General features: G+C 38.3%; 27 protein-coding genes, 1 tRNA gene and 1 pseudogene. All 29 read left to right on the forward strand.

Features of this window, described 5'->3' with window-relative positions; genetic code table 11:
• Nucleotides 1–28 precede the first annotated feature (28 nt).
• The 29 genes and pseudogenes from gyrB (at nt 29) to tsf (ending at nt 24,455) form a co-directional block, all read left to right on the forward strand.
• Complete coding sequence (gyrB, locus tag HHK02_RS08025; RefSeq protein ID WP_035159728.1) at nt 29–1,948, forward strand: DNA topoisomerase (ATP-hydrolyzing) subunit B; 1,920 nt, start codon at nt 29–31, stop codon at nt 1,946–1,948.
• Nucleotides 1,949–4,438, forward strand: a complete 2,490-nt coding sequence (gene gyrA, locus HHK02_RS08030; protein ID WP_181462273.1) for a DNA gyrase subunit A — start codon at nt 1,949–1,951, stop codon at nt 4,436–4,438.
• Nucleotides 4,439–4,735, forward strand: coding sequence for a 30S ribosomal protein S6 (gene rpsF / locus HHK02_RS08035; protein WP_003665235.1), 297 nt, complete (start codon nt 4,439–4,441; stop codon nt 4,733–4,735).
• Nucleotides 4,736–5,299 carry a single-stranded DNA-binding protein gene (gene ssb / locus HHK02_RS08040; protein ID WP_181462274.1) on the forward strand — a complete coding sequence of 188 codons (564 nt, stop codon included), beginning with the start codon at nt 4,736–4,738 and terminating at the stop codon, nt 5,297–5,299.
• Nucleotides 5,300–5,536 (forward strand): 30S ribosomal protein S18, encoded by a 237-nt coding sequence (gene rpsR / locus HHK02_RS08045; RefSeq protein ID WP_003665240.1) that lies wholly within the window; start codon nt 5,300–5,302, stop codon nt 5,534–5,536.
• A pseudogene (gene deoC / locus HHK02_RS08050) lies at nt 5,537–6,160 on the forward strand (deoxyribose-phosphate aldolase).
• Complete coding sequence (locus HHK02_RS08055; RefSeq protein WP_181462275.1) at nt 6,161–7,096, forward strand: sugar-binding transcriptional regulator; 936 nt, start codon at nt 6,161–6,163, stop codon at nt 7,094–7,096.
• A complete protein-coding gene (locus HHK02_RS08060; RefSeq protein ID WP_181462276.1) occupies nt 7,097–9,115 on the forward strand; it encodes a DHH family phosphoesterase in 2,019 nt (672 codons plus the stop codon). It abuts the gene before it with no gap.
• The gene (gene rplI / locus HHK02_RS08065) at nt 9,116–9,568 is read left to right on the forward strand and encodes a 50S ribosomal protein L9 (protein WP_003665243.1); all 453 of its coding nucleotides are present in this window, start codon (nt 9,116–9,118) and stop codon (nt 9,566–9,568) included.
• Complete coding sequence (gene dnaB / locus HHK02_RS08070; RefSeq protein WP_003670215.1) at nt 9,569–10,960, forward strand: replicative DNA helicase; 1,392 nt, start codon at nt 9,569–9,571, stop codon at nt 10,958–10,960.
• The gene (locus tag HHK02_RS08075) at nt 10,961–12,163 is read left to right on the forward strand and encodes an MDR family MFS transporter (protein ID WP_181462277.1); all 1,203 of its coding nucleotides are present in this window, start codon (nt 10,961–10,963) and stop codon (nt 12,161–12,163) included.
• On the forward strand, nt 12,164–12,490 hold the full coding sequence (locus HHK02_RS08080; protein ID WP_003670217.1) for a hypothetical protein: 327 nt from the start codon (nt 12,164–12,166) through the stop codon (nt 12,488–12,490). It abuts the gene before it with no gap.
• Nucleotides 12,491–13,369, forward strand: coding sequence for a PPK2 family polyphosphate kinase (locus tag HHK02_RS08085; protein ID WP_029507518.1), 879 nt, complete (start codon nt 12,491–12,493; stop codon nt 13,367–13,369).
• Complete coding sequence (locus tag HHK02_RS12655) at nt 13,370–13,891, forward strand: hypothetical protein (protein WP_231124826.1); 522 nt, start codon at nt 13,370–13,372, stop codon at nt 13,889–13,891. It abuts the gene before it with no gap.
• The gene (locus HHK02_RS12660) at nt 13,892–14,677 is read left to right on the forward strand and encodes a Fic family protein (protein ID WP_225434015.1); all 786 of its coding nucleotides are present in this window, start codon (nt 13,892–13,894) and stop codon (nt 14,675–14,677) included. It begins immediately after the preceding gene.
• Nucleotides 14,678–14,750: transfer RNA gene (locus HHK02_RS08095), tRNA-Lys, on the forward strand. It abuts the gene before it with no gap.
• A 3-nt stretch (nt 14,751–14,753) separates the two neighbouring features.
• Nucleotides 14,754–15,188 carry a MarR family winged helix-turn-helix transcriptional regulator gene (locus HHK02_RS08100; RefSeq protein WP_181462278.1) on the forward strand — a complete coding sequence of 145 codons (435 nt, stop codon included), beginning with the start codon at nt 14,754–14,756 and terminating at the stop codon, nt 15,186–15,188.
• Entirely contained in the window at nt 15,189–16,910 is a 1,722-nt protein-coding gene (locus HHK02_RS08105) for an ABC transporter ATP-binding protein (protein ID WP_181462279.1), read from the forward strand.
• Between the two features lie 267 nt (nt 16,911–17,177).
• Nucleotides 17,178–17,846, forward strand: coding sequence for a ribonuclease H family protein (locus HHK02_RS08110; protein ID WP_087214933.1), 669 nt, complete (start codon nt 17,178–17,180; stop codon nt 17,844–17,846).
• A complete protein-coding gene (locus tag HHK02_RS08115) occupies nt 17,847–19,004 on the forward strand; it encodes a hydroxymethylglutaryl-CoA synthase (RefSeq protein WP_098047182.1) in 1,158 nt (385 codons plus the stop codon).
• Nucleotides 19,005–19,631 carry a transcriptional repressor LexA gene (gene lexA, locus HHK02_RS08120; RefSeq protein ID WP_003666853.1) on the forward strand — a complete coding sequence of 209 codons (627 nt, stop codon included), beginning with the start codon at nt 19,005–19,007 and terminating at the stop codon, nt 19,629–19,631. It begins immediately after the preceding gene.
• Nucleotides 19,632–19,883, forward strand: a complete 252-nt coding sequence (locus tag HHK02_RS08125) for a DUF896 domain-containing protein (protein ID WP_003674333.1) — start codon at nt 19,632–19,634, stop codon at nt 19,881–19,883. It begins immediately after the preceding gene.
• A gap of 6 nt (nt 19,884–19,889) precedes the next feature.
• Nucleotides 19,890–20,111: a YneF family protein gene (locus HHK02_RS08130; RefSeq protein ID WP_035153308.1), complete on the forward strand. Its 222-nt coding sequence runs from the start codon at nt 19,890–19,892 to the stop codon at nt 20,109–20,111.
• Nucleotides 20,112–20,750 carry a lysophospholipid acyltransferase family protein gene (locus tag HHK02_RS08135; RefSeq protein WP_085678237.1) on the forward strand — a complete coding sequence of 213 codons (639 nt, stop codon included), beginning with the start codon at nt 20,112–20,114 and terminating at the stop codon, nt 20,748–20,750.
• On the forward strand, nt 20,751–21,506 hold the full coding sequence (locus HHK02_RS08140; RefSeq protein ID WP_085678240.1) for a tRNA1(Val) (adenine(37)-N6)-methyltransferase: 756 nt from the start codon (nt 20,751–20,753) through the stop codon (nt 21,504–21,506).
• A complete protein-coding gene (locus HHK02_RS08145; protein WP_003666858.1) occupies nt 21,507–21,797 on the forward strand; it encodes a GIY-YIG nuclease family protein in 291 nt (96 codons plus the stop codon).
• Complete coding sequence (locus tag HHK02_RS08150; protein WP_003671158.1) at nt 21,798–22,790, forward strand: D-2-hydroxyacid dehydrogenase; 993 nt, start codon at nt 21,798–21,800, stop codon at nt 22,788–22,790.
• Entirely contained in the window at nt 22,791–23,579 is a 789-nt protein-coding gene (gene rpsB / locus HHK02_RS08155; RefSeq protein ID WP_003671156.1) for a 30S ribosomal protein S2, read from the forward strand. It abuts the gene before it with no gap.
• On the forward strand, nt 23,580–24,455 hold the full coding sequence (gene tsf / locus HHK02_RS08160) for a translation elongation factor Ts (RefSeq protein ID WP_003671155.1): 876 nt from the start codon (nt 23,580–23,582) through the stop codon (nt 24,453–24,455). It begins immediately after the preceding gene.
• Nucleotides 24,456–24,494: the final 39 nt, after the last annotated feature.

Below are 24,494 nucleotides of genomic sequence, written 5' to 3' on the forward strand. Positions count from 1 at the left end.
GAGCAACGAACAACAAAAAGAAACCAAGATGGAATTGGCTAGCGAATACGATGCTAGTCAAATTCAGGTTTTAAAGGGATTGGATGCAGTTCGAAAGCGTCCCGGAATGTACATTGGTTCCACTTCAGCCCAGGGACTTCATCACCTTGTTTGGGAAATTGTCGATAACGGAATTGATGAAGCCTTAGCAGGATTCTGTGATGAAATTAATGTTGTAGTTAATCCAGATAACAGTATTACTGTTAAGGATAATGGTCGTGGAATTCCAGTTGATACGCAAAAAGAAACTGGAAAGTCAGCCTTAGAAACGGTCTTTACTGTTCTGCACGCCGGAGGAAAATTTGGCGGCGGCGGATATAAGGTTTCTGGAGGTCTTCACGGGGTAGGGGCTTCTGTTGTAAATGCCTTATCTACTGAATTAGATGTTAAAGTTGCTCGTCAAGGTAAACGTTACTACATGGATTTTGATCATGGTCATGTTAAGTCTGCAATGAAGGTAATTGAAGAAGGACTTCCAGAAACTGAGCATGGTACAACCGTTCACTTTAAGCCGGATCCAGAAATTTTCCGTGAAACAACGACTTACAATATTAAAACTTTAACTGATCGTTTAAGAGAGTTAGCTTTCTTAAATAAGGGACTTAAAATCACGATCGAAGACTTACGAGAAATAGATCATGAACGGAAAGAATTCCATTATGAAGGTGGTATTCGTCATTATGTTGAATACCTTAATGAAGATCAAAATGTTTTATTTGATCCACCAATTTACGTGGAAGGTAAAGAAAATGATATTACTGTTGAAGTTTCCTTACAATATACAGATTCATATCGTAGCAACTTACTAACTTTTACTAACAATATTCATACTTATGAAGGTGGAACTCATGAGACCGGATTTAAGATGGCTCTTACACGCGTTATTAATGACTACGGCCACAAAGCAGGTATTTTAAAGTCGAATGAGACCTTATCAGGAGATGACGTACGGGAAGGTTTAACTGCTGTTGTCTCCATTAAGCACCCTGATCCGCAATTCGAGGGACAGACTAAGACTAAGTTAGGAAATTCAGATGCACGAACAGCGACTGACCATGTCTTTGCGGCAACATTTAACCGGTTCTTATTAGAACACCCAGACGAAGCGCGGCAAATTATTGAAAAAGGTCAACTCGCTTCCAAAGCAAGAGTGGCTGCTAAACGGGCACGGGAAGTTACTCGTAAAAAGAGTGGTCTTGAAATTAGCAATTTGCCAGGTAAGTTAGCTGATAACACGAGTAAGGATCCTGAAATTTCAGAATTATTTATTGTCGAAGGGGATTCTGCCGGTGGATCAGCAAAGCAGGGACGTTCGCGACTCACCCAGGCAATCCTTCCAATTCGAGGAAAGATCTTGAATGTTGAAAAAGCAACCCTTGATCGAGTTCTAGCTAATGACGAAATTCGTTCTCTATTTACCGCTCTTGGAACAGGTTTTGGAGATGACTTTGATATTACAAAGGCTAATTACCATAAATTGATTATCATGACTGATGCGGATGTCGATGGTGCCCACATTCGGACATTACTGTTAACCTTGTTCTACCGCTTTATGAAACCAATGATTACGCATGGGTATGTTTATATTGCCCAACCGCCGCTATATCAAGTTCGGCAAGGTAAATTTGTAAAATACATTGACTCTGATGAAGAACTAGAGCAGGTTGTAAGCTCACTGCAGCCAAGTCCTAAGCCAGTTATTCAACGTTACAAAGGGCTAGGTGAAATGGATGCTGAGCAATTATGGGAAACAACAATGGACCCAGAAAATCGGCACCTATTACGAGTAAAACTAGACGACGCAGAACAGGCTGATAAGATTTTCCCAATGCTAATGGGAACCAAGGTCGGACCACGGCGCGACTTTATTGAGCAAAATGCTAAGTTCGTTGAAAACCTTGACCTGTAATTGGCTGAACAAGATATGCCTAATCGGATCACGGATGTAAATCTTACGAGTCAGATGAAAAACTCATTCTTGGATTATGCAATGAGTGTTATTGTTTCACGTGCGCTTCCAGACGTCCGTGATGGATTAAAACCGGTACAACGCCGGATTCTATATGGAATGAATGAATTAGGGGTTACTCCCGATAAGCCTTACAAGAAGTCAGCCCGGATTGTCGGGGATGTAATGGGTAAGTTCCACCCACATGGTGACTCTTCAATTTATGAAGGACTTGTGCGGATGGCTCAAGACTTTAGTTATCGTTACATGCTTGTTGATGGTCACGGTAACTTCGGGTCAGTTGATGGTGATGGAGCGGCCGCCATGCGTTATACCGAAGCAAAGATGAGCAAAATTGCAGTTGAAATGCTTCGGGATATCAATAAAAATACCGTTGATTTCCATGATAACTATGATGGTACTGAAAAAGAACCGGATGTATTACCAGCTCGTTTTCCTAATTTATTAGTTAACGGTGCCTCAGGGATTGCCGTGGGGATGGCTACTAATATTCCAACCCATAATTTAGGTGAGGTTATTAATGGCCTGCATATGTTAATGAATAACCCTGATATTACAACGGAAGGACTAATGAAGGCTATTCCTGGTCCCGACTTTCCAACTGGTGGAGTAGTAATGGGTAAGTCCGGTATTCGTAAAGCTTATGAAACCGGTCGGGGAACTATTATTGTTCGAGCAAAAGTTGATATTGAAGAACAGAAGAATGGTAAGCAACGGATCATTGTTCACGAAATTCCATACATGGTTAATAAGGCAAAGTTAATTGAACGAATTGCTGAATTAGCTCGGAATAAAGATATTGATGGAATTACTGATGTTAACGATGAAACTGACCGTGACGGAATGCGAATCGTAATTGATGTTCGTCGTGATGCCAGTGCTGAAGTTATCTTGAATAATCTTTACAAGATGACCTTGATGCAAACAACTTTTAACTTCAATATGCTAGCAATTGTTAATGGGGCTCCAAAGATTTTAAGCTTGAAACAAATCTTGCAATATTATCTGGAACACCAGGAATCAGTTGTACGGCGGCGAACGGAATTTGAATTAAAGAAAGCCCAGAATCGTGCGCACATTGTTGCCGGATTGCGGATCGCTTTAGACCATATTGATGAGATAATTAATATTATTCGTAATTCACAAACAAGTGAAGTAGCGAAAAATGAGTTGATGAATAATTATGGTTTATCAGATCGACAGGCTCAAGCTATCCTCGATATGCGGTTAGTTCGGTTGACCGGTCTAGAACGGGAAAAGATAGAGGATGAATACCAAAAATTAATGGCAGCAATTGCTGATTACAAGGATATTCTTGCTCATCGTGAACGGATCAATCAAATCATTTATGACGAATTGATGGAAATTCAAAAACGTTTTGGAGATGAACGGCGGACTGAACTTCAAGTTGGTGATATTACCAATATTGAAGATGAAGACTTAATTGAAGAAGAAGATATTATCGTTGCCTTGACCCACAATGGATACATTAAACGTCTTCCAGTTGATGAATTTAAGTCTCAGCATCGTGGGGGTCGTGGTGTTAAGGGAATGGGAGTTCATAAAGATGATTTTATTGAACAACTAATTTCTAGCTCAACTCATGATATGTTGCTCTTCTTTACTAATTCAGGAAAAGTATACTCAATGAAAGGGTATGAAGTTCCTGAATATGGTCGGGCTGCGCAGGGAATTCCAATTATTAACCTGCTTGGAATTAATAATAAAGAGAAGATTAGCGCTGTTATCAATGTTTCACATGAAACTAACGATGATGATAAATACCTCTTCTTTATTACTAAGCTAGGAACAGTTAAACGGACAGCAGTAACAGAGTTTAAGAATATTCGAAGTAATGGATTAAAGGCGCTTAATCTCCATGAAAACGATGAATTGATTGATGTAGAAGTTATTAGTGAAGATCAGCCAATGATTATTGGTACTCATAATGGATATGCTCTTAGCTTTAAATCATCAGTTGTTCGGTCAATGGGGCGAAGCGCGGCTGGAGTTCGTGGGATTCGTTTACGAGATGAAGACTACGTAATTGGCGCTGCCCCTCTTAATTCTGATAGCAAGGTACTTGTAATTAGTGAAAATGGTTTTGGAAAGCAAACTCCTGCTTCTGAATACCCAATCAAAGGCCGGGGCGGATTAGGAGTTAAGACAGTTAATGTTACTGTAAAGAATGGCCCGCTGGTTGGTTTAACGACTGTCAATGGTGATGAAGATATCATGTTAGTGACCGACCAGGGAGTAATTATTCGTTTTGGCATTGAAAGTGTATCGCAAACTGGACGATCTGCGGTTGGTGTTCACTTAATTAAGATGGATAATGGTGCCCGTGTTGCTACGATTGCAAAGGTGGATAAAGAAGTCGATGAGGAGACTGAAGAAGTAACTAATAATTCCTCACAAGAAGAAAATTAAATGGAAACACGCAAATATGAAATTACTTACATCATTCGTCCTGATATCGAAGAATCTGCAAAGAGCGAATTGGTAGACCGATTCGACAAGATCTTGGCGGACAATGGTGCAACTATCGCTGACTCAAAGGATTGGTCAACTCGTCGTTTTGCTTACCCAATCGCTAAGTACACTGAAGGTACTTACCACGTGGTAAACTTAACTACTGATTCAGACCAAGCTTTAAACGAATTTGATCGTTTAGCTAAGTTCAGTGATGATATCCTACGTCACATGATTGTTAAGCTTGATGCTTAAATGCTTAATCGTGCAGTCTTAACTGGGCGTTTAACAAGAGATCCCGAGTTGCGGTACACAACCAGCGGGACGGCTGTTGTTTCATTTACGTTAGCTGTTGATCGGCAATTCCGAAACCAAAATGGTGATCGTGATGCTGACTTTATCAATTGCGTTATTTGGCGTAAATCCGCTGAAAACTTTAGTAACTTTACGCATAAGGGTTCACTTGTTGGAATTGAAGGGCGTATTCAAACCCGGAATTATGAAAACCAACAGGGTAACCGTGTATATGTTACCGAAGTTGTTGTAGATAACTTTGCATTGTTAGAACCTCGTCAAAATGGTGGTATGAACCAATCAGGCGTTCAACAGCCATTTAACAATACCCAACAATCGTTTGGTGCTCAGGCTCCACAATATGGCAGTCAACCACAACCTGGAAATAATGCTCCTCAAAGTAATCCGTCACCAAGTATGGACAATGGTTTCGATCCCAATCAAAATGCTGGCAACCAGTTCCCTGGAAGTAGTGATGATGGTGGTCAATCCATTGATTTAGCTGATGACGAATTACCATTCTAAATGGCACAACAACGTCGGGGCGGACGTCGTCGTCGTAAGGTCGACTTCATCGCCGCAAACCACATCGAATACATCGATTACAAAGACACTGATTTATTACGTCGGTTCATTTCTGAACGTGGTAAGATCTTACCACGTCGGGTTACTGGTACCAGTGCTAAAAACCAACGTAAGTTAACTATCGCTATCAAGCGTGCACGGATCATGGGTCTTTTGCCATTCGTTGCAGAAGACTAGATGAAACTAAATAAATATATTGATCATACTTTACTAAGTCCCGAAGCAACAGAAGCACAAGTAGAAAAAGTTATTAAGCAAGCAATTGATAATCATTTTCATACTGTTATGATTAATCCATACTGGGTTGCTAAAACTCATAAAGCATTAGAAGAAACTGATGTAGTAACAGCAACTGTTATTGGTTTTCCTCTTGGAGCCACTACAACTGCAACAAAAGTTTTTGAAACTGAGTAAATGGTTATGAATATTGGCGAAATGAAAGGCAAAAATTATGCTAAAGTAGCTGATGATATTAAGACAGTTGTTAAAGTTGCTCATAATGCCAATAAGGTTGCAAAGGTAATTATTGAAACAGCTTTGCTAACTGATGATGAAATCACTAAGGCATCTAAGATTGTTGCTGATGCAGGTGCTGACTTTGTAAAAACATCAACAGGTTTCTCAACCCGTGGAGCAGCAGTTCATGATGCTGAATTAATGTCAGCAGCTACTAAAGAAACTCCCACTGAAGTAAAGGCTTCTGGTGGTATTCATACAACCGAAGAAGCAGAAGCAATGATTAATGCTGGAGCTACAAAGTTGGGCGTTAGCCATAGTATGCAAGTTATTGGTAAAGAATAGGTGGATAGTAAGCAACAAATTAAACAGGCCGTCCAGGTTAGTAAACTTTACTATTTAGATGGCGTTACCCAAGCAGAAATCGGAAAAAAACTAAATTTATCGCGACCAACAATTTCTCGATTACTTCAATTTGCACGCGAGAAAAATATTGTCAAAATTTCAATAAATGATCCCCTTAGCAATATTGAAGATCTGCAGCACCAATTAAAAGAAAAGTATCAACTAAAGGATGTCATTATTAGTACTCCAGAAAGCAATGAAACGGCTGAAATTTTATCATCTTTAGGTAAGGCCACGGCTCGTTACCTTGATAAAAAAGTTAAGGATAATGATGTTATTGGTGTTAGTTGGGGAAGGACACTGGTCAGCGTAGCACGTCAATTGATACCAAATGACCGTAAAAATGTTCAGGTGGTCTATTTTAAAGGAACAGTGGCGAACTCTACTCATAATAATTATGTTGTAGAGGTTACTAAATGTTTTAATAAATGCTACCATACCCAGGCGCAGATTCTTCCGCTTCCTTTAATTTTTGAAAATAAGCAAATTAAAGAGATGGTGATAAAAGATAAATTTATTAACGAGATTTTAGATACTGGTAAGCGGACAAGCGTGGCACTTTTTACGGTAGAAACGACGGAACAAGATGCAACGCTATTTGAACTAGGTTATTTTAATGATCAGCAAATTAAAACCTTGCAAGAGAAAGCAGCCGGGGACCTTGTTTCTCGCTTTATTGATGAACGCGGGAAAATCGTTGATGACCAGTTAAATGATCGCACAGTTGCTATTGCTTTAGATGATCTAAAACAAGCTCGGGAATCAGTTCTTATCGCTGGTGGAATGAATAAGTTAAAAGCAATCAAAGCGGCCTTAGCTGGAAAATATGCAAATGTATTAGTAACCGATTCACTTGTGGCTCAACACCTATTATAGATGCGAAAAATTTTCAGTCGTGAGAACTGGGAGTTTTATTTTGAACACCCAGCCGTCCGCTGGAATGTCTGCTATATAGTGCTTTTAACAATCATTGGGCTTATTTTAGGGTTTATGGATAACTGGATTATTGGACTAATTGTTTTAGTAATCGCAGTTATTGGTGGAGCTATTAGTATTCGGCGGTTAAGAAAATTATTAGTCGATGCTCATGAATATTTAAATGAATTAACGTATAAAGTCCAACGTGGGCAACAAGAAGCATTACTGGAAATGCCCATGGGAATGATTATGTTAAATAAGCGTCATGAGGTTGAATGGATTAATCCATATATGGCGCGTTATTTTAATCTTGAAATTGTTGTAGGGAAGCCGATTGCAGATGTTGATGTAAAATTAGCGGAATTAATAAAAGATCATGCAGATGATAAGCAAACACAAGTAGTGACATGGCGTGACCATCAATTTGAATTTTTGGTTCAGCATCACGGACAGGTAGTTTATTTATTAGATATTACAAAATATGAACAGATTAGTGCACAATATAAGGATGAACAAATCTTCATTGGTAATATTTACCTAGATAACTATGATGAGCTGATTCAAGGAATGAGTGATTCTGATGTCTCTAATCTTCATAATTACGTAACTTCACAAATAAGCGATTGGGCAGTTGCTAATCACTTATTGATGAAGATCATTGATGATGATAACTACTTGATTATTGGACATCAAGCTTCATTAAAAGAACTTGAAAAACAAAAATTCAAGATTCTTGATGTTATCCGTGAAAATACATCCAAGCAAAATTCGCCAGTTACTCTTAGCGTAGGAATTGCTTATGGCGAAAATGATCTGATAAAGCTTGCTGATACAGCACAAAATAACCTTGACCTCGCGTTAGGTCGTGGTGGAGACCAAGTTGTTGTTCGGGCTCAAGATCAGGAGGCACGTTTCTATGGTGGAAAGACCAACCCGATGGAGAAACGAACCCGGGTACGAGCACGGATGATTAGTCAAGCATTACAAGAATTAATGGCTCAATCAGACCAATTATTTGTGATGGGCCACACCAATCCAGATATGGATTCAGTCGGTGCCTGTTTGGGGATTCGACGGATTGCGGAAATGAACGGTAAAGAATGTTGGATTGTGATTGATGATGAACATCCACACTCTGATATTCAACGTTTGATGCATGAGATTGATAATTACCAGACGATTAAGGACCATATTATTTCACCAGTCGAAGCGTTAGAAAAAGCGACAAATAACAGTTTGTTAGTAATGGTTGACCATGCTAAGCGGGGAATTACCATTGCTCCTGAATTATATGATAAAATGCAAAACAGACTTGTTATCATTGACCACCACCGTCGCGGCGAGGACTTTCCTGAAAATCCATTGCTTGTTTATATCGAACCATATGCTTCATCAACTTGTGAGTTAATTACGGAAATGTTTGAGTACCAACCACGTGAAGGAAAAGGACTTAACAAGCTTGAAGCAACGGCAATGCTAACAGGGATTCAGGTTGATACAAAATCATTCACCAAGAGTGCTGGTACGCGAACTTTTGATGCAGCTAGTTACTTGCGTTCTGCTGGTGCCGATGGTTTAATGATTCAATCATTTATGAAAGAAAATCCAGAAACCTTCATGATGCGTAATCATTTGATTTCAAGAGCGGAAATAAATGATAAAATAGCATTATGTACGGGTGAAGAGGGACAGGTTTATGATCCTGTCACGGCTGCCCAGGCTGCTGATATGTTGCTCCAAATGAGTGGGATTGAAGCTTCATTTGTAATTTTTGAACGTGCTGATAACAAGATCGGAATTTCAGCACGCTCAATGGGAAATGTCAACGTCCAGGTAATCATGGAAAAAATGGGTGGTGGCGGTCACCTTGCAAATGCTGCTACACAAATCAGTGATAAAGATATTACACAGGTCAAGCAAGAGTTAGTTGATATTCTAACTAAACCTGATAAAGAGCAAGACGATACAGAGGAGTGAATGAAAGTTATTTTTACACAAGATGTACGAGGCCGTGGTCAACGTGGTCAAATTAAGGAAGTTCCAGATGGCTATGCTCAAAACTACTTAATTAAGCGTGGATTAGCAAAACAAGCTACTAAGGCGGCGATGAGCCAACTAAAGGGTCAACAACGTGCTGAAGAAAAACATGCTGCTGAAGAATTAGCTGATGCCAAGCGGATGAAGAAGATTCTTGAAGATGATAATACAGTTGTTGAATTAAGTGGAAAAGCCGGTACAGATGGCCGGATGTTTGGTTCAATTTCAACAAAACAAATTGCAACTGCTTTACAAAAACAATTTGACCTTAAAATTGATAAGCGAAAGATTGAGCTGGCGGCTCCAATTAAGGCGCTTGGCTACGTAAATGTGCCAATTAAACTTCATCCAGAAGTCGAAGCTCAAATTCGTGTTCACATTGCTGAAAAGTAAATGGATAATGCACCAGTGCAAGAAGAGCCACGCGATATTGAAGCAGAAAAAGCAGTTCTTGGAGCTGCTTTTTTAAGTAAAAACGCGTTGGCTGATGCGATGGAATATCTTGAGCCGCAAGATTTTTATCGGAAGGCTCACCAAATTATTTTTGAAAAGATGGTCCAACTAAATGATGCGGACCAGCCAATCGATCCGTTAACGATGAAAAATGTCCTTGATCAGGATAATCAAACGGAAAATATTGGTGGAGTTGCTTATATTGCTGAACTTGCAACAGCGGTTCCGACGGCTGCTAACGTTGTCTATTACTCAAAAATTGTTCATGATAAGGCGATTTCACGACGGTTGATCAATACTGCAACCAAAATTATCAATGATAGTTATGCTGGAAATGACAAAATTGAAGATCAACTTGACCGGGCTGAGCAAGAAATTATGTCAGTTTCGGAAAATAGTCGTCAAACTGGTTTTAAAAGTATTAGTGACGTTTTACAAGAGTCAATTAACCATGTCAGTGAGCTCTCTAGTCAAGATTCAGAGATTACTGGACTTTCAACTGGATATGCTCAATTAGATGAGATGACGACTGGTCTGCATAAAGATGAGTTGGTGATTATTGCGGCACGACCTGCTGTTGGGAAGACTGCCTTTGTTTTGAATATTGCTCAAAACGTTGCAACTAGAACCGATAATACGGTCGCAATTTTCAGTCTTGAAATGGGTGCGGAGTCTTTAGCAAACCGGATGCTTTGTGCTGAAGGAAATATTAACGCTAACCACTTACGGACCGGACAGCTTACGCAGGATGAATGGCAAAGTTTATTTATTGCAACTGGTGCCTTGAGTAACGCTAGTATCTATATTGACGATACACCAGGAATCAAGGTAGCAGAAATTCGGGCACGTTGTCGGCGCTTAGCAAAGGAAAAAGGCAACTTAGGATTGATCGTAATTGATTACCTTCAGTTGATTGAAGGGAGTAATCCTGATAACCGGCAACAAGAAGTTTCAGAAATTTCTCGACAACTAAAGAAACTGGCAAAGGAATTAGAAGTTCCAGTTATTGCCCTATCACAGTTGTCGCGGGGAGTTGAACAGCGACAAGACAAGCGCCCGGTTTTATCTGATATTCGTGAATCTGGATCGATTGAACAGGATGCAGATATTGTTAGTTTCCTTTATCGTGATGACTATTATGAGCACGATGAAGATTCGGAAGATAATAATAACCCGGGAAATAATCAGGATGACGATGGATCAAATGCTAGTGAAGTTGAAGTCATCATTGAAAAGAATCGTAGTGGTCCGCGGGGGACAGTTAAATTATTATTTGCAAAGTCTTATAATAAGTTCACTTCGATTTCCTATATCCCTGAAGATAATAATTAAATGAACCGTCAAGGCGTAGAATTAAAATGGCTTTTATTCGGAATGTTCCTTGGAAGTATTGGGAATAGTTTTGTCTGGCCATTAACAACAATTTATATTCACGATCAGTTGCATGAGTCATTAACTGTATCGGGAATCGTTTTACTCTTTTATTCAGGAGCAAATGTTGTCGGAAGTTATATTAGCGGAATGCTATTTGACCGAGCTAACCCGCGGAAATTAATGATTGGCGGGACACTGCTAGCGACAATCGTAATGGTTATTATGATTTTCTTCAATGGCTGGCCGATATATGGAATTCTTTTAACAGTTATTGGATTCTTTAATGGCTGGATCATTACAATGGTTAATTCTTTTGCGACTCGTTCAGGTCGAGATGGTCGTTATGTTTTTAATATGTTGTATTTTGCCAATAACTTGGGAATGGTGATTGGAACTACTATTGTCGGCCCGCTTTATCAGTATGCAGATGGCAATGTTTCACCAATGTTTTTGATTACCACAATCCTTTATACAATGTTCTCACTTGTTGTTATCTTTTTCTTTAAGGATAGTCAACAAACAGTTGCAAAGACCGAAGATATGGAAGCTGAAGAAGAGAACAAGACAGTTAATATTAAGATACCTCAAGCTAACTTATGGATTAACTGGATCTTCTTCATTGCCTTAGTTGTAATCTGGACAATGTATGAACAATGGGCAAGTAACCTATCAGTTTTCATGACTGATCAAGGAATCTCGATGACAAAATATAGTCTTTTGTGGACATTAAATGGGATTTTAATTGTTGTTTTCCAATTAGGAATTACTTGGCTTAATCGCTGGGTTAATCGGCCATATGCGCAAGTATTTATTGGGATGTTTACAATTGGTTTCTCATTTGTCTTATTACTTTACGCTCACTCATATAGCTGGTTTGTTGCGGCAATGGTCATTCTGACAATCGGTGAAGCCACTGCTCTGCCAACAATGCCTGCCATTGTAAACAGCCTTTCACCGGTTGCTGTTAAGGGAAAGTATCAGGGAATTCTGAACGCATTTTCTTCTTTAGGAAAGGCAATTGGTCCGCTATTTGGTGGATTGATGATTGAAGCGACCTCTTATCATATCCTCTTTATTATTTGTGCGATTTCAATTTTTGTAATGGAAATAATAGTAGTCTTTGTTATTAAGATAAAACGTGCAAAAGCAGTTGAATATTAAATGTTTTACAATAATTTTGATAATGTCCATGGTGAAGACCGTTATGGAATGGTAGGAAAAACAGGAGATCCTTTTAGGGAAGAATGTAAACTAGGGATTTCTTGTTATCAGTGCCATGAACAGCCGTTAGTAATTGCGGAAAGAAATTGGATGGATACGAATAATGATGACTCGCAACGGTATCAAATTGTGGTAGTTTGTGAGCATTGTGGTGCTGTTGATGAATTTATTGTTAATGATGGTCGAGAGCACCAAATTGGTAAATTAAAACATAGTAAATACCAGCCAACAGAAAAGAATATTATAAATAATGGAGCTGTGAACTAGATGAAAACCAAGAAATATCGTTACACAGGAAAAGACTTTGATATTAAGACGGCACCAACTAAGGTAAAAGATTCTGCTGATGATCTTAAGAAGATTAAAAAGAAGATCAAGAAAAATGTAAAGTCAATCAAGAATGCGCAAAAGATGATGTATGCGCGGCGTCATTATGGTGTTTTAGTAGTATTTCAAGCAATGGACGCGGCAGGAAAAGATAGTATGATTTCGCATATTTTTGCGGGCGTAAATCCAGTTGGGTTTAAGGTGGCCAATTTTAAACAACCAACAGGCCGCGAATTACGTCATGATTATCTCTGGAGAATCAATCGTGAATTGCCAATGCGTGGTGATATTGGTGTTTTCAATCGATCTTATTATGAGGACGTTCTTGTTTCACGCGTTCACCCTGCTTTAATTTTGCAATCTAATATTCCAGGGATTGAGTCTGTTCATGATGTTAATAATAAATTCTTTGATAGTCGTTATGAAGATATTCGTCAGTACGAAAGTTATCTAACGCGGAACGGTTACTTAATTGTAAAATTCTTCCTCCATGTATCAAAGGAAGAACAGAAGAAGCGTTTCTTAGCACGGATTGATACACCAGAAAAGAATTGGAAGTTTTCTGCAGCTGATATTCGCGAACGTCAATATTGGGACGATTACCAAAAGGCATATGAAAAGGCGATTAATGCTACCGCCACAAAGGAAAATCCATGGTATGTTATTCCGGCTGATGATAAGTGGTATTCGCGTTTAATTGTATCTGATATTTTGACAAAGAAGATTAATAGTTTGCCATTAGCTTATCCCGAGGTTTCGCCAGAACAAGAAATGAGTTTACGCCAAGCACGAAAAGAACTAATAGCAGAAGATAAGTAAATGAAATACATACCATTATCTAAATATAAGTATTTTATTGAAGATAAGACGAATGACCCGGCAGCAATTGAAAGTGAATATCAGAGTCGACTGAACGGATATACAAGCCAGAAGACAACTCTGTTTCCTCTTCTTAACTATCGCGATGGTGCACAGACAAGTAAATATCCAATTTTCTATCTTCCATTACCGGAAATTCAAAACCTGGCGGATCAGCTTAGGCGTAATTCTAATATGATTAAGGATATCTCTGTAACGCTTCCCCAAGTTGCGATTAATCAATTTTTGAATTCATTATTACTCTCTGAAATTTTCTACACTAATGATATTGAAGGTGTAAAAACGAGTCGTGTTGAAATTAGTACTGTTATTCAGGAAAATAACCACCCAATAAATGGTAATGATCATATATCAAAGAAAAGGCTTGGTTCAACTATAAAAATGTACCAGCGCACACAATTAGGAAAAAAGTTGAAATCAATGTTCTTCAAGGCTATAGAAAAATCTATGATTCCTTGTTAATTGTTAAAAGGCGAACTTAATGAAGATCGACTGCCCAATGGAAAAATATTTCGTGATAAGCTTCCTAATAGCGAAGTGCTTTCGATCGGGGATGGCATTAAAACAGTTCATCGACCACCAACCACGGAAACTGCAATCAAGGTTGCCCTTACAGCTTTAATTGAATATATGAATAATGATGATACTCCTTCAATATATAAAGCCCTTGTAACTCACTTTTTCTTTGAAAATACCCATCCATTTCTTGATGGTAACGGTCGAATGGGGCGTTATCTTTTGTCGTCATATATTGCTAACAAATTTGATCGCTTTACTGGCTTTTCTGTGGCTACTGCAATTCATAATAATGTTCAGCAATACTATAAGGTATTTAAGGATGCCGATAGTGCGGAAAATAGAGCTGATTTAACATTTTTTATTCAAAAATTATTAATGATACTTGTTAGTCAGCAAGAAAAAGTAATTAAGATTTTGAGTCAATCTCGTGAAAAGCTTGATAAAGCCAATGAAATTATTAGTCAGTGGGTCAATGAACACCATCATCAATTAGCTGCAACGTCTGATAGTTTGTATTGTAATGTTCTATATCTTCTTGCACAATCAAAGCTATTTACTAACCAGTTAGATTTAGGAATTAAAGATAATGATATTATTGAAACTTTGAAGAAGAGTAATCGCCGTTATCCAATGACAAAGACTAAGGCAGCCATTGAAGAACTAGAAGCACTTGGCGCAATTGAAATTGTTTCTAAGCGTCCTAAACAACATGTAATTACAATTTTATAAGGGCAGTTAGCTCAGCTGGCAGAGCAACGGACTCTTAATCCGTGGGTCCAGGGTTCGATCCCCTGACTGCCCATCAATGACATTAAAAAAAGATAAATTTGAGCAAATGAACCGTTTATTGCAGAACTATATGATTAACATGAAGCATTTTTATACTGAACTTGCCCCTGAATTAGATATAACTCCACAGCAAGCACATACGCTTTTTTATATAGAAAAACACGCTGGGCTTATTCAACGAGAATTAGGTGACCATTTCCATTTACGGAATGCTAGTGTTACTAGTATGGTGAAAAATCTTGAACGCGACGGGTATATTATCCGGAAGGCGGATCAAGAGTCAGCACGAATTAAGCGTATTTTTCTTACCAAAAAGGGTGAAGAAAAGACTAATGAGGTTAAAGAAATATTTGATAAAGCTTATTTGCAGATTATTAGCCGCCTCGATGAAAGAGATATTGATGCAATAGTTAAAGGGATGACTAATATTAATAGCAATCTAAAAAAATAATTGAGCAGAAATAAATTTAGTTTTCGAAGTTTCTTTAGTTTAATAAATCAATTACATCCGCAGTATATTAAGCTTTTTGTGGGAATCTTACTAGGTTTTATCTCCACGGGTGCTAACCTATTTGTTCCTCAACTAGCGCAAAAGTTAATTAATAATTTTAAGAGTATTAGTCTAACGTTGGTAATTTTAACAGTTGTAATTTTTATAGCAGGATTAATCACAAGTGCGTTATCAGGGTTATTATTAGGAATTTTTGGTGAAAATGTTGTTTCTAAATTACGGAAACAATTATGGCAAAAACTACTTAAAATGCCTGTAAAATATTTTGATGATGTTAAAACAGGCGAAATCAGTTCACGATTAGTTAATGATACGTCACAGGTGAAGGATTTGCTTGCTTCAACATTACCAAATGCAATGACATCGCTTTTACAATTCGTTGGTGCACTGGTTATTATGTTAGCAATGGATTGGCGGATGACATTGTTGATGTTTGTGGCAGTTCCTTTAGTGATTTTAGTCATGCTACCAGTGATGAATCAGTCGCGTAAGATTGGTCGGGTTCGGCAAGATGAATTAGCAAAATTTGCTAGTGATTCCACCGATGTATTGGGTGAGGTCCGATTAGTTAAGTCTTCAAACGGTGAAGAACATGAACTGGCAAAGGGAAATCGTCGTATCGATAATTTATATCATGTCGGAAGAAAAGAAGCGTTGATTAACTCAGTAACGCAACCAATTACAAACATGCTCATGATGATAATGTTTCTTGGGATTCTTGGTTACGGAGCAATTCGCGTTATGAATGGTGCAATGACAATGGGCGCCTTAGTTTCATTTTTAATGTATCTTTTCCAGATTATTAGTCCTGTTGTTGTAATTAGTCAGCTCTTTAATAATATGGCAAAGACTAGCGGAGCCACGGAACGTATCCAACAAATCTTAACTGAACCAGAAGAATTTGCTGCTGATAAAGCAGAAAAAGATATTGCGAGTGCACCATTGAAATTTGAGAATGTTGATTTTGCATATGAGGAAGGTAAGCCAGTCTTACGAGATGTTAGTTTTGAAACTAAACCTAATGCAGTGGTAGCTTTTGCCGGCCCATCTGGTGGAGGAAAGTCAACTATTTTCTCGTTGATTGAACGCTTCTATAAGCCAACAGGTGGGGAAATTTTGATCGGTGAAGAGAATATCGAAAATGTAGACTTAGCCAAATGGCGTGAACAAATTGGTCTCGTAAGCCAAGATGCCGCTGTAATGCCAGGAACTATTCGTGATAATTTAACTTATGGATTACGGAGAGAAGCCTCAGATGAGGAACTTTGGGACGCGTTAAGAATGGCTTATGCAGATGGCTTTGTCAGTGAAATGGAAGATCAGTTAGAAACTGAAATTGGTGAACGAGGGATCAAACTTTCTGGGGGACAACGGCAACGAATAGCGATTGCGCGAGCTTTTCTCCGCGATCCAAAAATCTTAATGCTTGATGAAGCCACTGCTAGCTTGGACGCTGAATCAGAGGCGATGGTTCAAAAAGCATTGGGAGACTTAATGCAAGGAAGAACGACACTAGTAATTGCGCATCGCTTAAGTACGATTGTCGATGCCGATAAAATCTACTTTATCGAAAATGGAACAGTATCCGGCGCAGGAACCCATCAAGAATTATTAAAGACAACACCACTATATGCACAGTATGTTAAGGATCAGTTTAAATAATAAATAAAATAAGAGGCTGGGAAAAAACTCCTAGTCCAAATAAAAACCGGATGATGAATTTTTTGAACAATTCATCATCCGGTTTTTATGTACACAGGAAATCGTTCCTGATATGATGTAATTACCCCTAAAAACAACCGCTTAGTATTCGACACACTAAAGGCTACTGGTCTTTTCTTTTTTTGTAAATAAGTAAATTGGTCTACAAAAAAGATTTCCACGACCAGATGAATTATTCATCCAACCTATGAAAATCTTACACTAACTATGGTAAAAAAATATTATGCAGTCAAAAAAGGTCGTCATCCAGGAATATATAAAACTTGGGCTGAATGTCAGAAGGAAGTTAATGGATATCCGAATGCTAAGTTCAAAAGCTTTTTAACGTTTAAAGGTGCTAATGAGTGGCTTCAGGCTACGGGAAATATCGTACCATCGACTAAAACGGTTGATTATTCTGATAACATTCTTGTTTATACTGATGGAGGCTCCCGTAATCATGGCAATAAATTGGGACAGCATGTTAAGGCAGATGATAAAGCGGCCTGGGCTTATTTTATTCAAACTAAAGATCAAGCTTATACAGGAACTGCTGGCGAATTTGGGGCTACTAATAATAAAATGGAGATTACAGCTTTAATTCAAGCACTAACTAAACTATTAGAACTTGGCCTCCAAGATCAACCAATTACAGCGATTTTGGATTCACATTACGTACTTGATCCAATTATGAAAGGCTGGTTAACTAATTGGCAGCGACGGGGATGGTTAACTGCTAGTGGCAAGCCGGTAGCAAATCAGAAGCTATGGGAAGAAATAGTTACCCTTTTACCTCAGTTCCCTAATTTACATTTTGATTGGACTAAGGGTCATGCAACGAATGCTGGAAATAATAAGGTCGATGAATTACTAAATAAGACGATGGATCAGTTATAAATGAGAATTGGTATTGACAAAATGGCTTTTGCAACAACAAATGACTATTTAGACCTTGTTGAATTAGCAAAAGAACGCAGCGTAGATCCTAATAAATTTACCATTGGAATTGGACAGGATCTACAGGCAGTTGTGCCACCTACGCAAGATATTGTGACTTTAGGAGCTACGGCAGCGAAAAAATTGCTTACTCCGGAATTAGAAAAAAATATTTCGACAGTAATTGTGGCAACTGAGTCAGGAATTGACAATTCAAAAGCGAGTGCAATCTACATTAAACGCTTATTAGGGCTTAGCGACTTCACCCGAACGGTAGAAATGAAAGAGGCTTGTTATTCTGCAACAGCTGCTATCCAATTTGCAAAGGGAGTAGTGGCGCTTAATCCTCAAGAAACTGTATTGGTGATCGCTGCTGATATTGCTCGTTATGGATTAAATACGCCAGGAGAGGTGACTCAAGGAGCTGGAGCAGTTGCAATGCTGATTTCGCGGAACCCTCACATCCTAACCCTTGAAGATACAACGGTTGCTTATAGTAAGGATATAATGGACTTTTGGCGGCCGTTATATGCAACAGAAGCTTTAGTAGATGGAAAATACTCTACTAATGTTTATATTGAATTTTTCCTTCAAACTTTTACCCGTTACCAGCAATTAACTGGGCGAGAATTAGCAGATTTTGCTGCCCTTACATTCCATATGCCATTTACTAAAATGGGAAAGAAAGGGTTAGAAGGGCTGCTCAAAGATCGTAATGATGAGGTAGCTCAACGATTACGAACACAATTAACCGCAAGTCAACTATTTTCACGTCAAGTTGGTAACCTTTACACTGGCTCCCTATATTTATCATTAATGTCATTGTTACAAAATAGTGACTTAAAAGCTGGAAGCCGAATTGGGTTATTTAGCTATGGTTCTGGTGCAGAAGGAGAGTTCTACACAGGAATCCTAGAAGATGGCTACGAGCATTATATGAATAATATTCAAGAAGAACTAGAACATCGTCACCAGGTTTCGGTAGCAGAATACGAAAAACTATTCAGTAGTCAATTAGGAATGAATGACCAGGATATCGAGTTTGATGTTACTAATGATCCATTACCTTTCGTTCTTAAAGGGCAAAAGGATCATCAACGGATTTATGAAGCCAAATAAATGGCAAAGGTAGCAAAAAATAAACAAATGGCCGTCCTAAATTATATTCATAAACAAGTTGAAGATCATGGCTATCCACCGACTGTTCGTGAAATTTGTAGTGCTGTTGGCCTGTCTTCAACTTCAACAGTCCATGGACACATCTCTCGCTTAATTGAACAAGGATTCTTACAAAAAGACCCTTCTAAACCTCGAGCACTTGAGATCACACCCAAGGGACTTGATATTTTAGGTGTAAAACCGATTCAAAAAGAAATTCCAATGCTTGGTGTTGTTACGGCTGGGCAACCAATTTTAGCAGTTGAAAATGCTACTGAGTTTTTCCCGATACCTCCTTCTATTCAAGATAATAATGATTTGTTTATGCTTACCATTCGTGGAACTAGTATGATTAAAGCAGGGATTTTTAATGGCGACCAAGTAATTGTGCGTAAACAATCCACCGCTAAAAATGGTGATATCGTTATTGCAATGAATGATGATAATGAAGCTACTTGTAAACGATTCTATAAAGAAAAAACACGTTTTCGTTTACAGCCAGAAAATGATACGATGGAGCCAATCTTCTTAGACAATGTAAAAATCCTTGGTAAAGTAGTGGGACTATTTCGTGATCATATTTTCTAAATGGCTGAATCGAAAGAACAAGATGCTTTATTGAAGCGAATTAATGAACTTGCTCATAAGAATAAAGAAGAAGGTTTAACTGAGGAAGAAACTAAAGAACGAGATCGTTTACGTAAGGAATACCTAAAGAACTTTAGAGAAGCAATGCGTAGTAATATTGAAATGATGCGGATTTTTGATAAAGAAGGTAAAGAGGTTACTCCTGAAAAGGTTCGTGAAATTCAACGTAAAAAAGGACTTCGTGACGATTAAGTGGGTATGACGATCATGCTAATGATTCTTGCATTATTAGTCGGTTTGGTTATCGGCTTCTTTGGTGCACGTAAATACATGGAAAACTACCTCCGCAATAATCCACCGATTTCGGAAGAGATGCTGCGGACGATGATGCTTCAAATGGGACAAAAACCATCAAGTCGTAAATTACATCAAATGATGCAAGCGATGAAAGCACAAGCTAAAAAGTCAAATCGTAAATAAATGTTGTACACTTTCCTCGTTAAAATCGTTAATCCATTTTTAAATTTGATTAACGGACGACCTAAAATATACAATCGGGAAAACATCCCTGAAGGCAATTATATTATTATTGCACCTCATCGTACTTGGATGGATCCTGTCTTACTAGCGCTTGCCGTATGGCCCAAAAAATTTAGCTTCATGGCTAAAAAAGAACTTTTTAAGAATCCAATTGCTAGCAAATTCTTAAAAGCACTAAATGCCTATCCGGTTGATCGGAAAAATCCAGGTCCGTCTGCTATTAAAAAGCCGGTTACAATTTTAAAGAAGACTGACTTATCGACCATTATTTTCCCTAGCGGATCACGCTACTCATCTAAATTAAAAGGCGGGGCCACCGTGATCGCTAAAATGGCAAACGTCCCCTTAGTTCCTGCTGTTTACCAGGGACCTCTAAAATTTGGCCAGCTATTTACCCGTAAGCCGCGCCAAATTGCATTTGGGAAGCCTATTTATATTGACCGAAAGCAACGGCTCACTCCCGAAGTACAGGCTGACTTAGAAAAGCAAATGCAAGACTCCTTTGACCAATTAGATAGACAAATTGATCCCAATTATAAATATATTGTTCCTCCAAAGCCGAAGAATGATGAATTTTAAATGGAAAACAGAAATATTTTAAAAAAGGATGAAAGAATTGATCAGTTATATAGTCAGGATGTACGGATAATCCAAAATCCCCATTATTTTGCTTTTTCGTTAGATGCTGTCTTATTAGCAAACTTTGTGCGTCCCAATCATCGACAGAAATTAAAAATTGTTGACTTGTGCGCTGGAAATGGGGCAATCGGCATTTTTCTCCACGATAAGCTTGGCGGAACATTTACCGAAGTTGAATTACAACCACAGATTGCTGATATGGCTGAACGGACAATTTTGCTAAATGATTTACAAGATCGTTATACCGTCATTAATGATGATATCGCAAACGTTAATGATTATATTTCTAAGGACTCGATTGATATTGTCCTTTGTAATCCTCCTTATTTCCCAGTTACAGCCCAAAGCCAGAAGAATCCAAATAAAGCTTTAGCGATTGCTCGTCACGAAATAGCGACTGATTTAGTGACAGTTGTTAAAAAGATGAATGGCTTATTAAAAATGAATGGTCATGGGTATCTTGTGCATCGTCCAGATCGTTTAGGTGAGATTTTACAAGTGTGTCAGGAAAATAGATTAGCACCTAAAAGAATTCAATTTATTCATCCTAAACCTGATCGTGATGCGAATATTTTGTTGCTTGAAGTGATTAAGGATGGCCGGCCTGGAGGAGTAAAAGTAGTACCACCATTGATTGTTCATGGAGCAGATAACCAGTATACTCCAGCGGTTCAGGAGTTATTATATGGCAAGTGAATGGCAAGTGAGAAATACTATATTTATGTATTGTATTGTGCAGATAATAGCTTTTATTGTGGCTTTACCAACAATGTTAAACGGCGCTTTCATACTCATCAAACTTATCAAGGGGCAAAATATACTCGTGTGAAAAAGCGTCATCCACTAAAGCTTATTTATTCAGAGGAATTTGAATCAAAGCATGATGCCTTAAGTGCGGAATATTATTTTAAACATCAAACCCGCCGCCAAAAAGAAAAATTTTTACTAGACCATGGTGTTAATTTATTGAAACTACGGAGGAATTAAATGAAGATTTATATGTATGGTGTTTATCAGGATGAAGTCCCTTACATTGAGGAATGGCAAGAGGAACATCCTGAAGTAACTGTAGACTCAACAACTAAACTTTTAGACGAAAGCACAGTCAACTTGTCTAAAGGAAGCGATGGAGTAGTAGTATTCCAGCAAAAGCCTTATTCAGACGAGGCCTTACGTCAATTAGCGTTTAATGGTATTACAAAGATGTCATTGCGGAATGTTGGGGTTGATAATCTTAATCATGAATTAGTACGAGAACTTGGTTTCCAAATTACTAACGTACCAGTTTATTCCCCAGCTGCAATTGCTGAATTTTCAGTTACTCAAGCACTCAACCTTTTACGTCGAACAAAAGAATTTTATTTAAAATTAGCAAAAGGAGATTATAACTGGGCACCGCATATTGCTAAGGAAATGAATAAGCAGGTTGTCGGGATAGTTGGAACAGGAAACATTGGATCCACAGCAGCTAAAATCTTTGCTGGTTTTGGTGCAAAAGTGATTGCATATAGCCGTCACCAAAATAAGGAACTAGAAGGAATTGTTGAATACGTTAGCCTTGATGAATTATATAAACGGGCAACAATTATTTCGCTTTATTTACCTCATGTTCCAGCGACAGATAAAATGCTTAATGAAAAAACATTTGCAATGATGCAGGACGGGGTCTTACTGGTTAACACTGCACGTGGACCATTAGTCGATGAAAAGGCATTGATTGAAGCGTTGAATAGCGGTAAAGTCGGAGGAGCTGCTTTAGACGTAATGACTGGTGAAACCAAGATTTTTAACCAGCAAATTGATTTCCAAGAAGTTGATTATAACGAATTTAAGGATTTAGTTGATCGGCCAAATGTTTTAATCACGCCACATATTGCTTTCTATACTGATCAAGCAATTAAAAATATGGTTAAGATGAGTTTGTCCGCCAATCTAGATTTGATTAAAACTGGCACCTCAGATAAACTAGTTAAATTTTAAATGTCTGTTGTATCTATGAAGCAATTGCTTGAAGCCGGTGTCCACTTCGGTCACCAAACTCGTCGTTGGAACCCAAAGATGGAAGAATACATCTTTACTGAACGTAACGGTATTTACATCATTGACTTACAAAAGACTGTTAAGTTAATTGATACTGCTTACAACTACATGAAAGATGTTGCTGCTAACGATGGTGTTGCTTTATTTGTTGGTACAAAGAAGCAAGCTCAAGATGCTATTGAAGAAGAAGCTATTCGTGCAGGTCAATACTACGTTAACCACCGTTGGTTAGGTGGTACTTTGACCAACTGGAAGACTATCCAATCACGGATTGCTCGTTTGAAGGAACTTAAGAAGATGAGCGAAGACGGTACATTTGATGTTCTTCCTAAGAAGGAAGTTGCTGTCTTAACTAAGCAACGTGAAAAGCTTGAACGTTTCCTTGGTGGTATTGAAGATATGCCACGGATCCCAGATGTTATGTTCATTGTTGATCCTCACAAGGAACAAATCGCTGTTAAGGAAGCTCAAAAGTTACACATTCCAATCGTAGCTATGGTTGATACTAACACTGACCCAGACGACATTGATTACGTTATCCCATCAAACGATGATGCTATCCGTGCCGTTCGCTTAATCACTTCAAAGATGGCTGATGCTTTTGTTGAAGGTAAGCAAGGTCAAGACGATGCTCAACAAGAAACTGCTGATGATAACGCTGCTAACGAAACTGTTAGCGAAGATTCATTAAAGAACTTGAAGAACAGCGTTGAAGGTAAAGAAGACTAAATGGCTGAAATTAAAGCTGCTCAAGTTATGCAATTACGTAAAAAATCCGGTGCCGGTATCATGGATGCTAAGAAGGCATTAGTTGCTAGTAATGGTGACATGGACAAAGCAATGGACTACCTTCGTGAAAAGGGTATTGCTAAGGCAGCCAAGAAGAGTGATCGTGTTGCAGCTGAAGGCTTAGCTGATATTGCTGTTAATGGCAATACAGCTGCAATCGTTGAATTGAATTCAGAAACTGATTTCGTTGCTGCTAGTGAACCATTTAAGGACTTATTGAAGAAGGTTACTAAGTTAATTAGTGAAAACAAGCCTGCTAATGTTGAAGAAGCATTAGAAATCAAGACTGAAAATGGCACATTAAATGATGATATTATCAGTACTACACAAAAAACTGGTGAAAAGGTTAGCCTTCGTCGGTTTACTGTTGTAGAAAAGGATGACGGCGATAGCTTTGGTGCATACTTACACCAAGGTGGTCAAATTGCTGCATTGGTTGTCTTAGAAGGTGCTGACGATGCCACTGCTAAAGACGTTGCAATGCACGTTGCAGCTATCAACCCTGAATTCATGACTCGTGATGATGTTTCTCAAGAACGTCTTGACCATGAACGTGCTATCTTCAAGGAAGAAACTTTAAACGAAGGAAAGCCTGAAAAGATCGTTGACAAGATTGTTGAAGGTCGTTTAAACAAGTTCCTTTCACAAATTTGTTTAGCAGATCAAGACTTTGTTAAGGATTCTGACCAAACTGTTGAACAATACGTTTCAAGCAAGAATGGTAAGTTGAAGTCCTTCATTCGTTACGAAGTCGGTGAAGGAATCGAAAAAAAGCAAGATGACTTTGCTCAAGAAGTTAAGGACCAAATGAACTAAGTGCGTCCTTTTTTAAAGATTAACTTACCAATTCAAGGA

The organism is Limosilactobacillus reuteri, from assembly GCF_013694365.1.
GTDB classification, from domain to species: domain Bacteria; phylum Bacillota; class Bacilli; order Lactobacillales; family Lactobacillaceae; genus Limosilactobacillus; species Limosilactobacillus reuteri_E.

Bases quoted from the DNA above. Each gene is read 5' to 3' on its own strand.
- gyrB (WP_035159728.1), top strand. From the start codon at position 29: ATGGAATTGGCTAGCGAATACGATGCTAGTCAAATTCAGGTTTTAAAG.
- rpsF (WP_003665235.1), top strand. From the start codon at position 4,439: ATGGAAACACGCAAATATGAAATTACTTACATCATTCGTCCTGATATC.
- ssb (WP_181462274.1), top strand. From the start codon at position 4,736: ATGCTTAATCGTGCAGTCTTAACTGGGCGTTTAACAAGAGATCCCGAG.
- rpsR (WP_003665240.1), top strand. From the start codon at position 5,300: ATGGCACAACAACGTCGGGGCGGACGTCGTCGTCGTAAGGTCGACTTC.
- HHK02_RS08060 (WP_181462276.1), top strand. From the start codon at position 7,097: ATGCGAAAAATTTTCAGTCGTGAGAACTGGGAGTTTTATTTTGAACAC.
- rplI (WP_003665243.1), top strand. From the start codon at position 9,116: ATGAAAGTTATTTTTACACAAGATGTACGAGGCCGTGGTCAACGTGGT.
- dnaB (WP_003670215.1), top strand. From the start codon at position 9,569: ATGGATAATGCACCAGTGCAAGAAGAGCCACGCGATATTGAAGCAGAA.
- HHK02_RS08075 (WP_181462277.1), top strand. From the start codon at position 10,961: ATGAACCGTCAAGGCGTAGAATTAAAATGGCTTTTATTCGGAATGTTC.
- HHK02_RS08080 (WP_003670217.1), top strand. From the start codon at position 12,164: ATGTTTTACAATAATTTTGATAATGTCCATGGTGAAGACCGTTATGGA.
- HHK02_RS08085 (WP_029507518.1), top strand. From the start codon at position 12,491: ATGAAAACCAAGAAATATCGTTACACAGGAAAAGACTTTGATATTAAG.
- HHK02_RS12655 (WP_231124826.1), top strand. From the start codon at position 13,370: ATGAAATACATACCATTATCTAAATATAAGTATTTTATTGAAGATAAG.
- HHK02_RS08100 (WP_181462278.1), top strand. From the start codon at position 14,754: ATGACATTAAAAAAAGATAAATTTGAGCAAATGAACCGTTTATTGCAG.
- HHK02_RS08110 (WP_087214933.1), top strand. From the start codon at position 17,178: ATGGTAAAAAAATATTATGCAGTCAAAAAAGGTCGTCATCCAGGAATA.
- HHK02_RS08115 (WP_098047182.1), top strand. From the start codon at position 17,847: ATGAGAATTGGTATTGACAAAATGGCTTTTGCAACAACAAATGACTAT.
- lexA (WP_003666853.1), top strand. From the start codon at position 19,005: ATGGCAAAGGTAGCAAAAAATAAACAAATGGCCGTCCTAAATTATATT.
- HHK02_RS08125 (WP_003674333.1), top strand. From the start codon at position 19,632: ATGGCTGAATCGAAAGAACAAGATGCTTTATTGAAGCGAATTAATGAA.
- HHK02_RS08130 (WP_035153308.1), top strand. From the start codon at position 19,890: ATGACGATCATGCTAATGATTCTTGCATTATTAGTCGGTTTGGTTATC.
- HHK02_RS08135 (WP_085678237.1), top strand. From the start codon at position 20,112: ATGTTGTACACTTTCCTCGTTAAAATCGTTAATCCATTTTTAAATTTG.
- HHK02_RS08140 (WP_085678240.1), top strand. From the start codon at position 20,751: ATGGAAAACAGAAATATTTTAAAAAAGGATGAAAGAATTGATCAGTTA.
- HHK02_RS08145 (WP_003666858.1), top strand. From the start codon at position 21,507: ATGGCAAGTGAGAAATACTATATTTATGTATTGTATTGTGCAGATAAT.
- HHK02_RS08150 (WP_003671158.1), top strand. From the start codon at position 21,798: ATGAAGATTTATATGTATGGTGTTTATCAGGATGAAGTCCCTTACATT.
- rpsB (WP_003671156.1), top strand. From the start codon at position 22,791: ATGTCTGTTGTATCTATGAAGCAATTGCTTGAAGCCGGTGTCCACTTC.
- tsf (WP_003671155.1), top strand. From the start codon at position 23,580: ATGGCTGAAATTAAAGCTGCTCAAGTTATGCAATTACGTAAAAAATCC.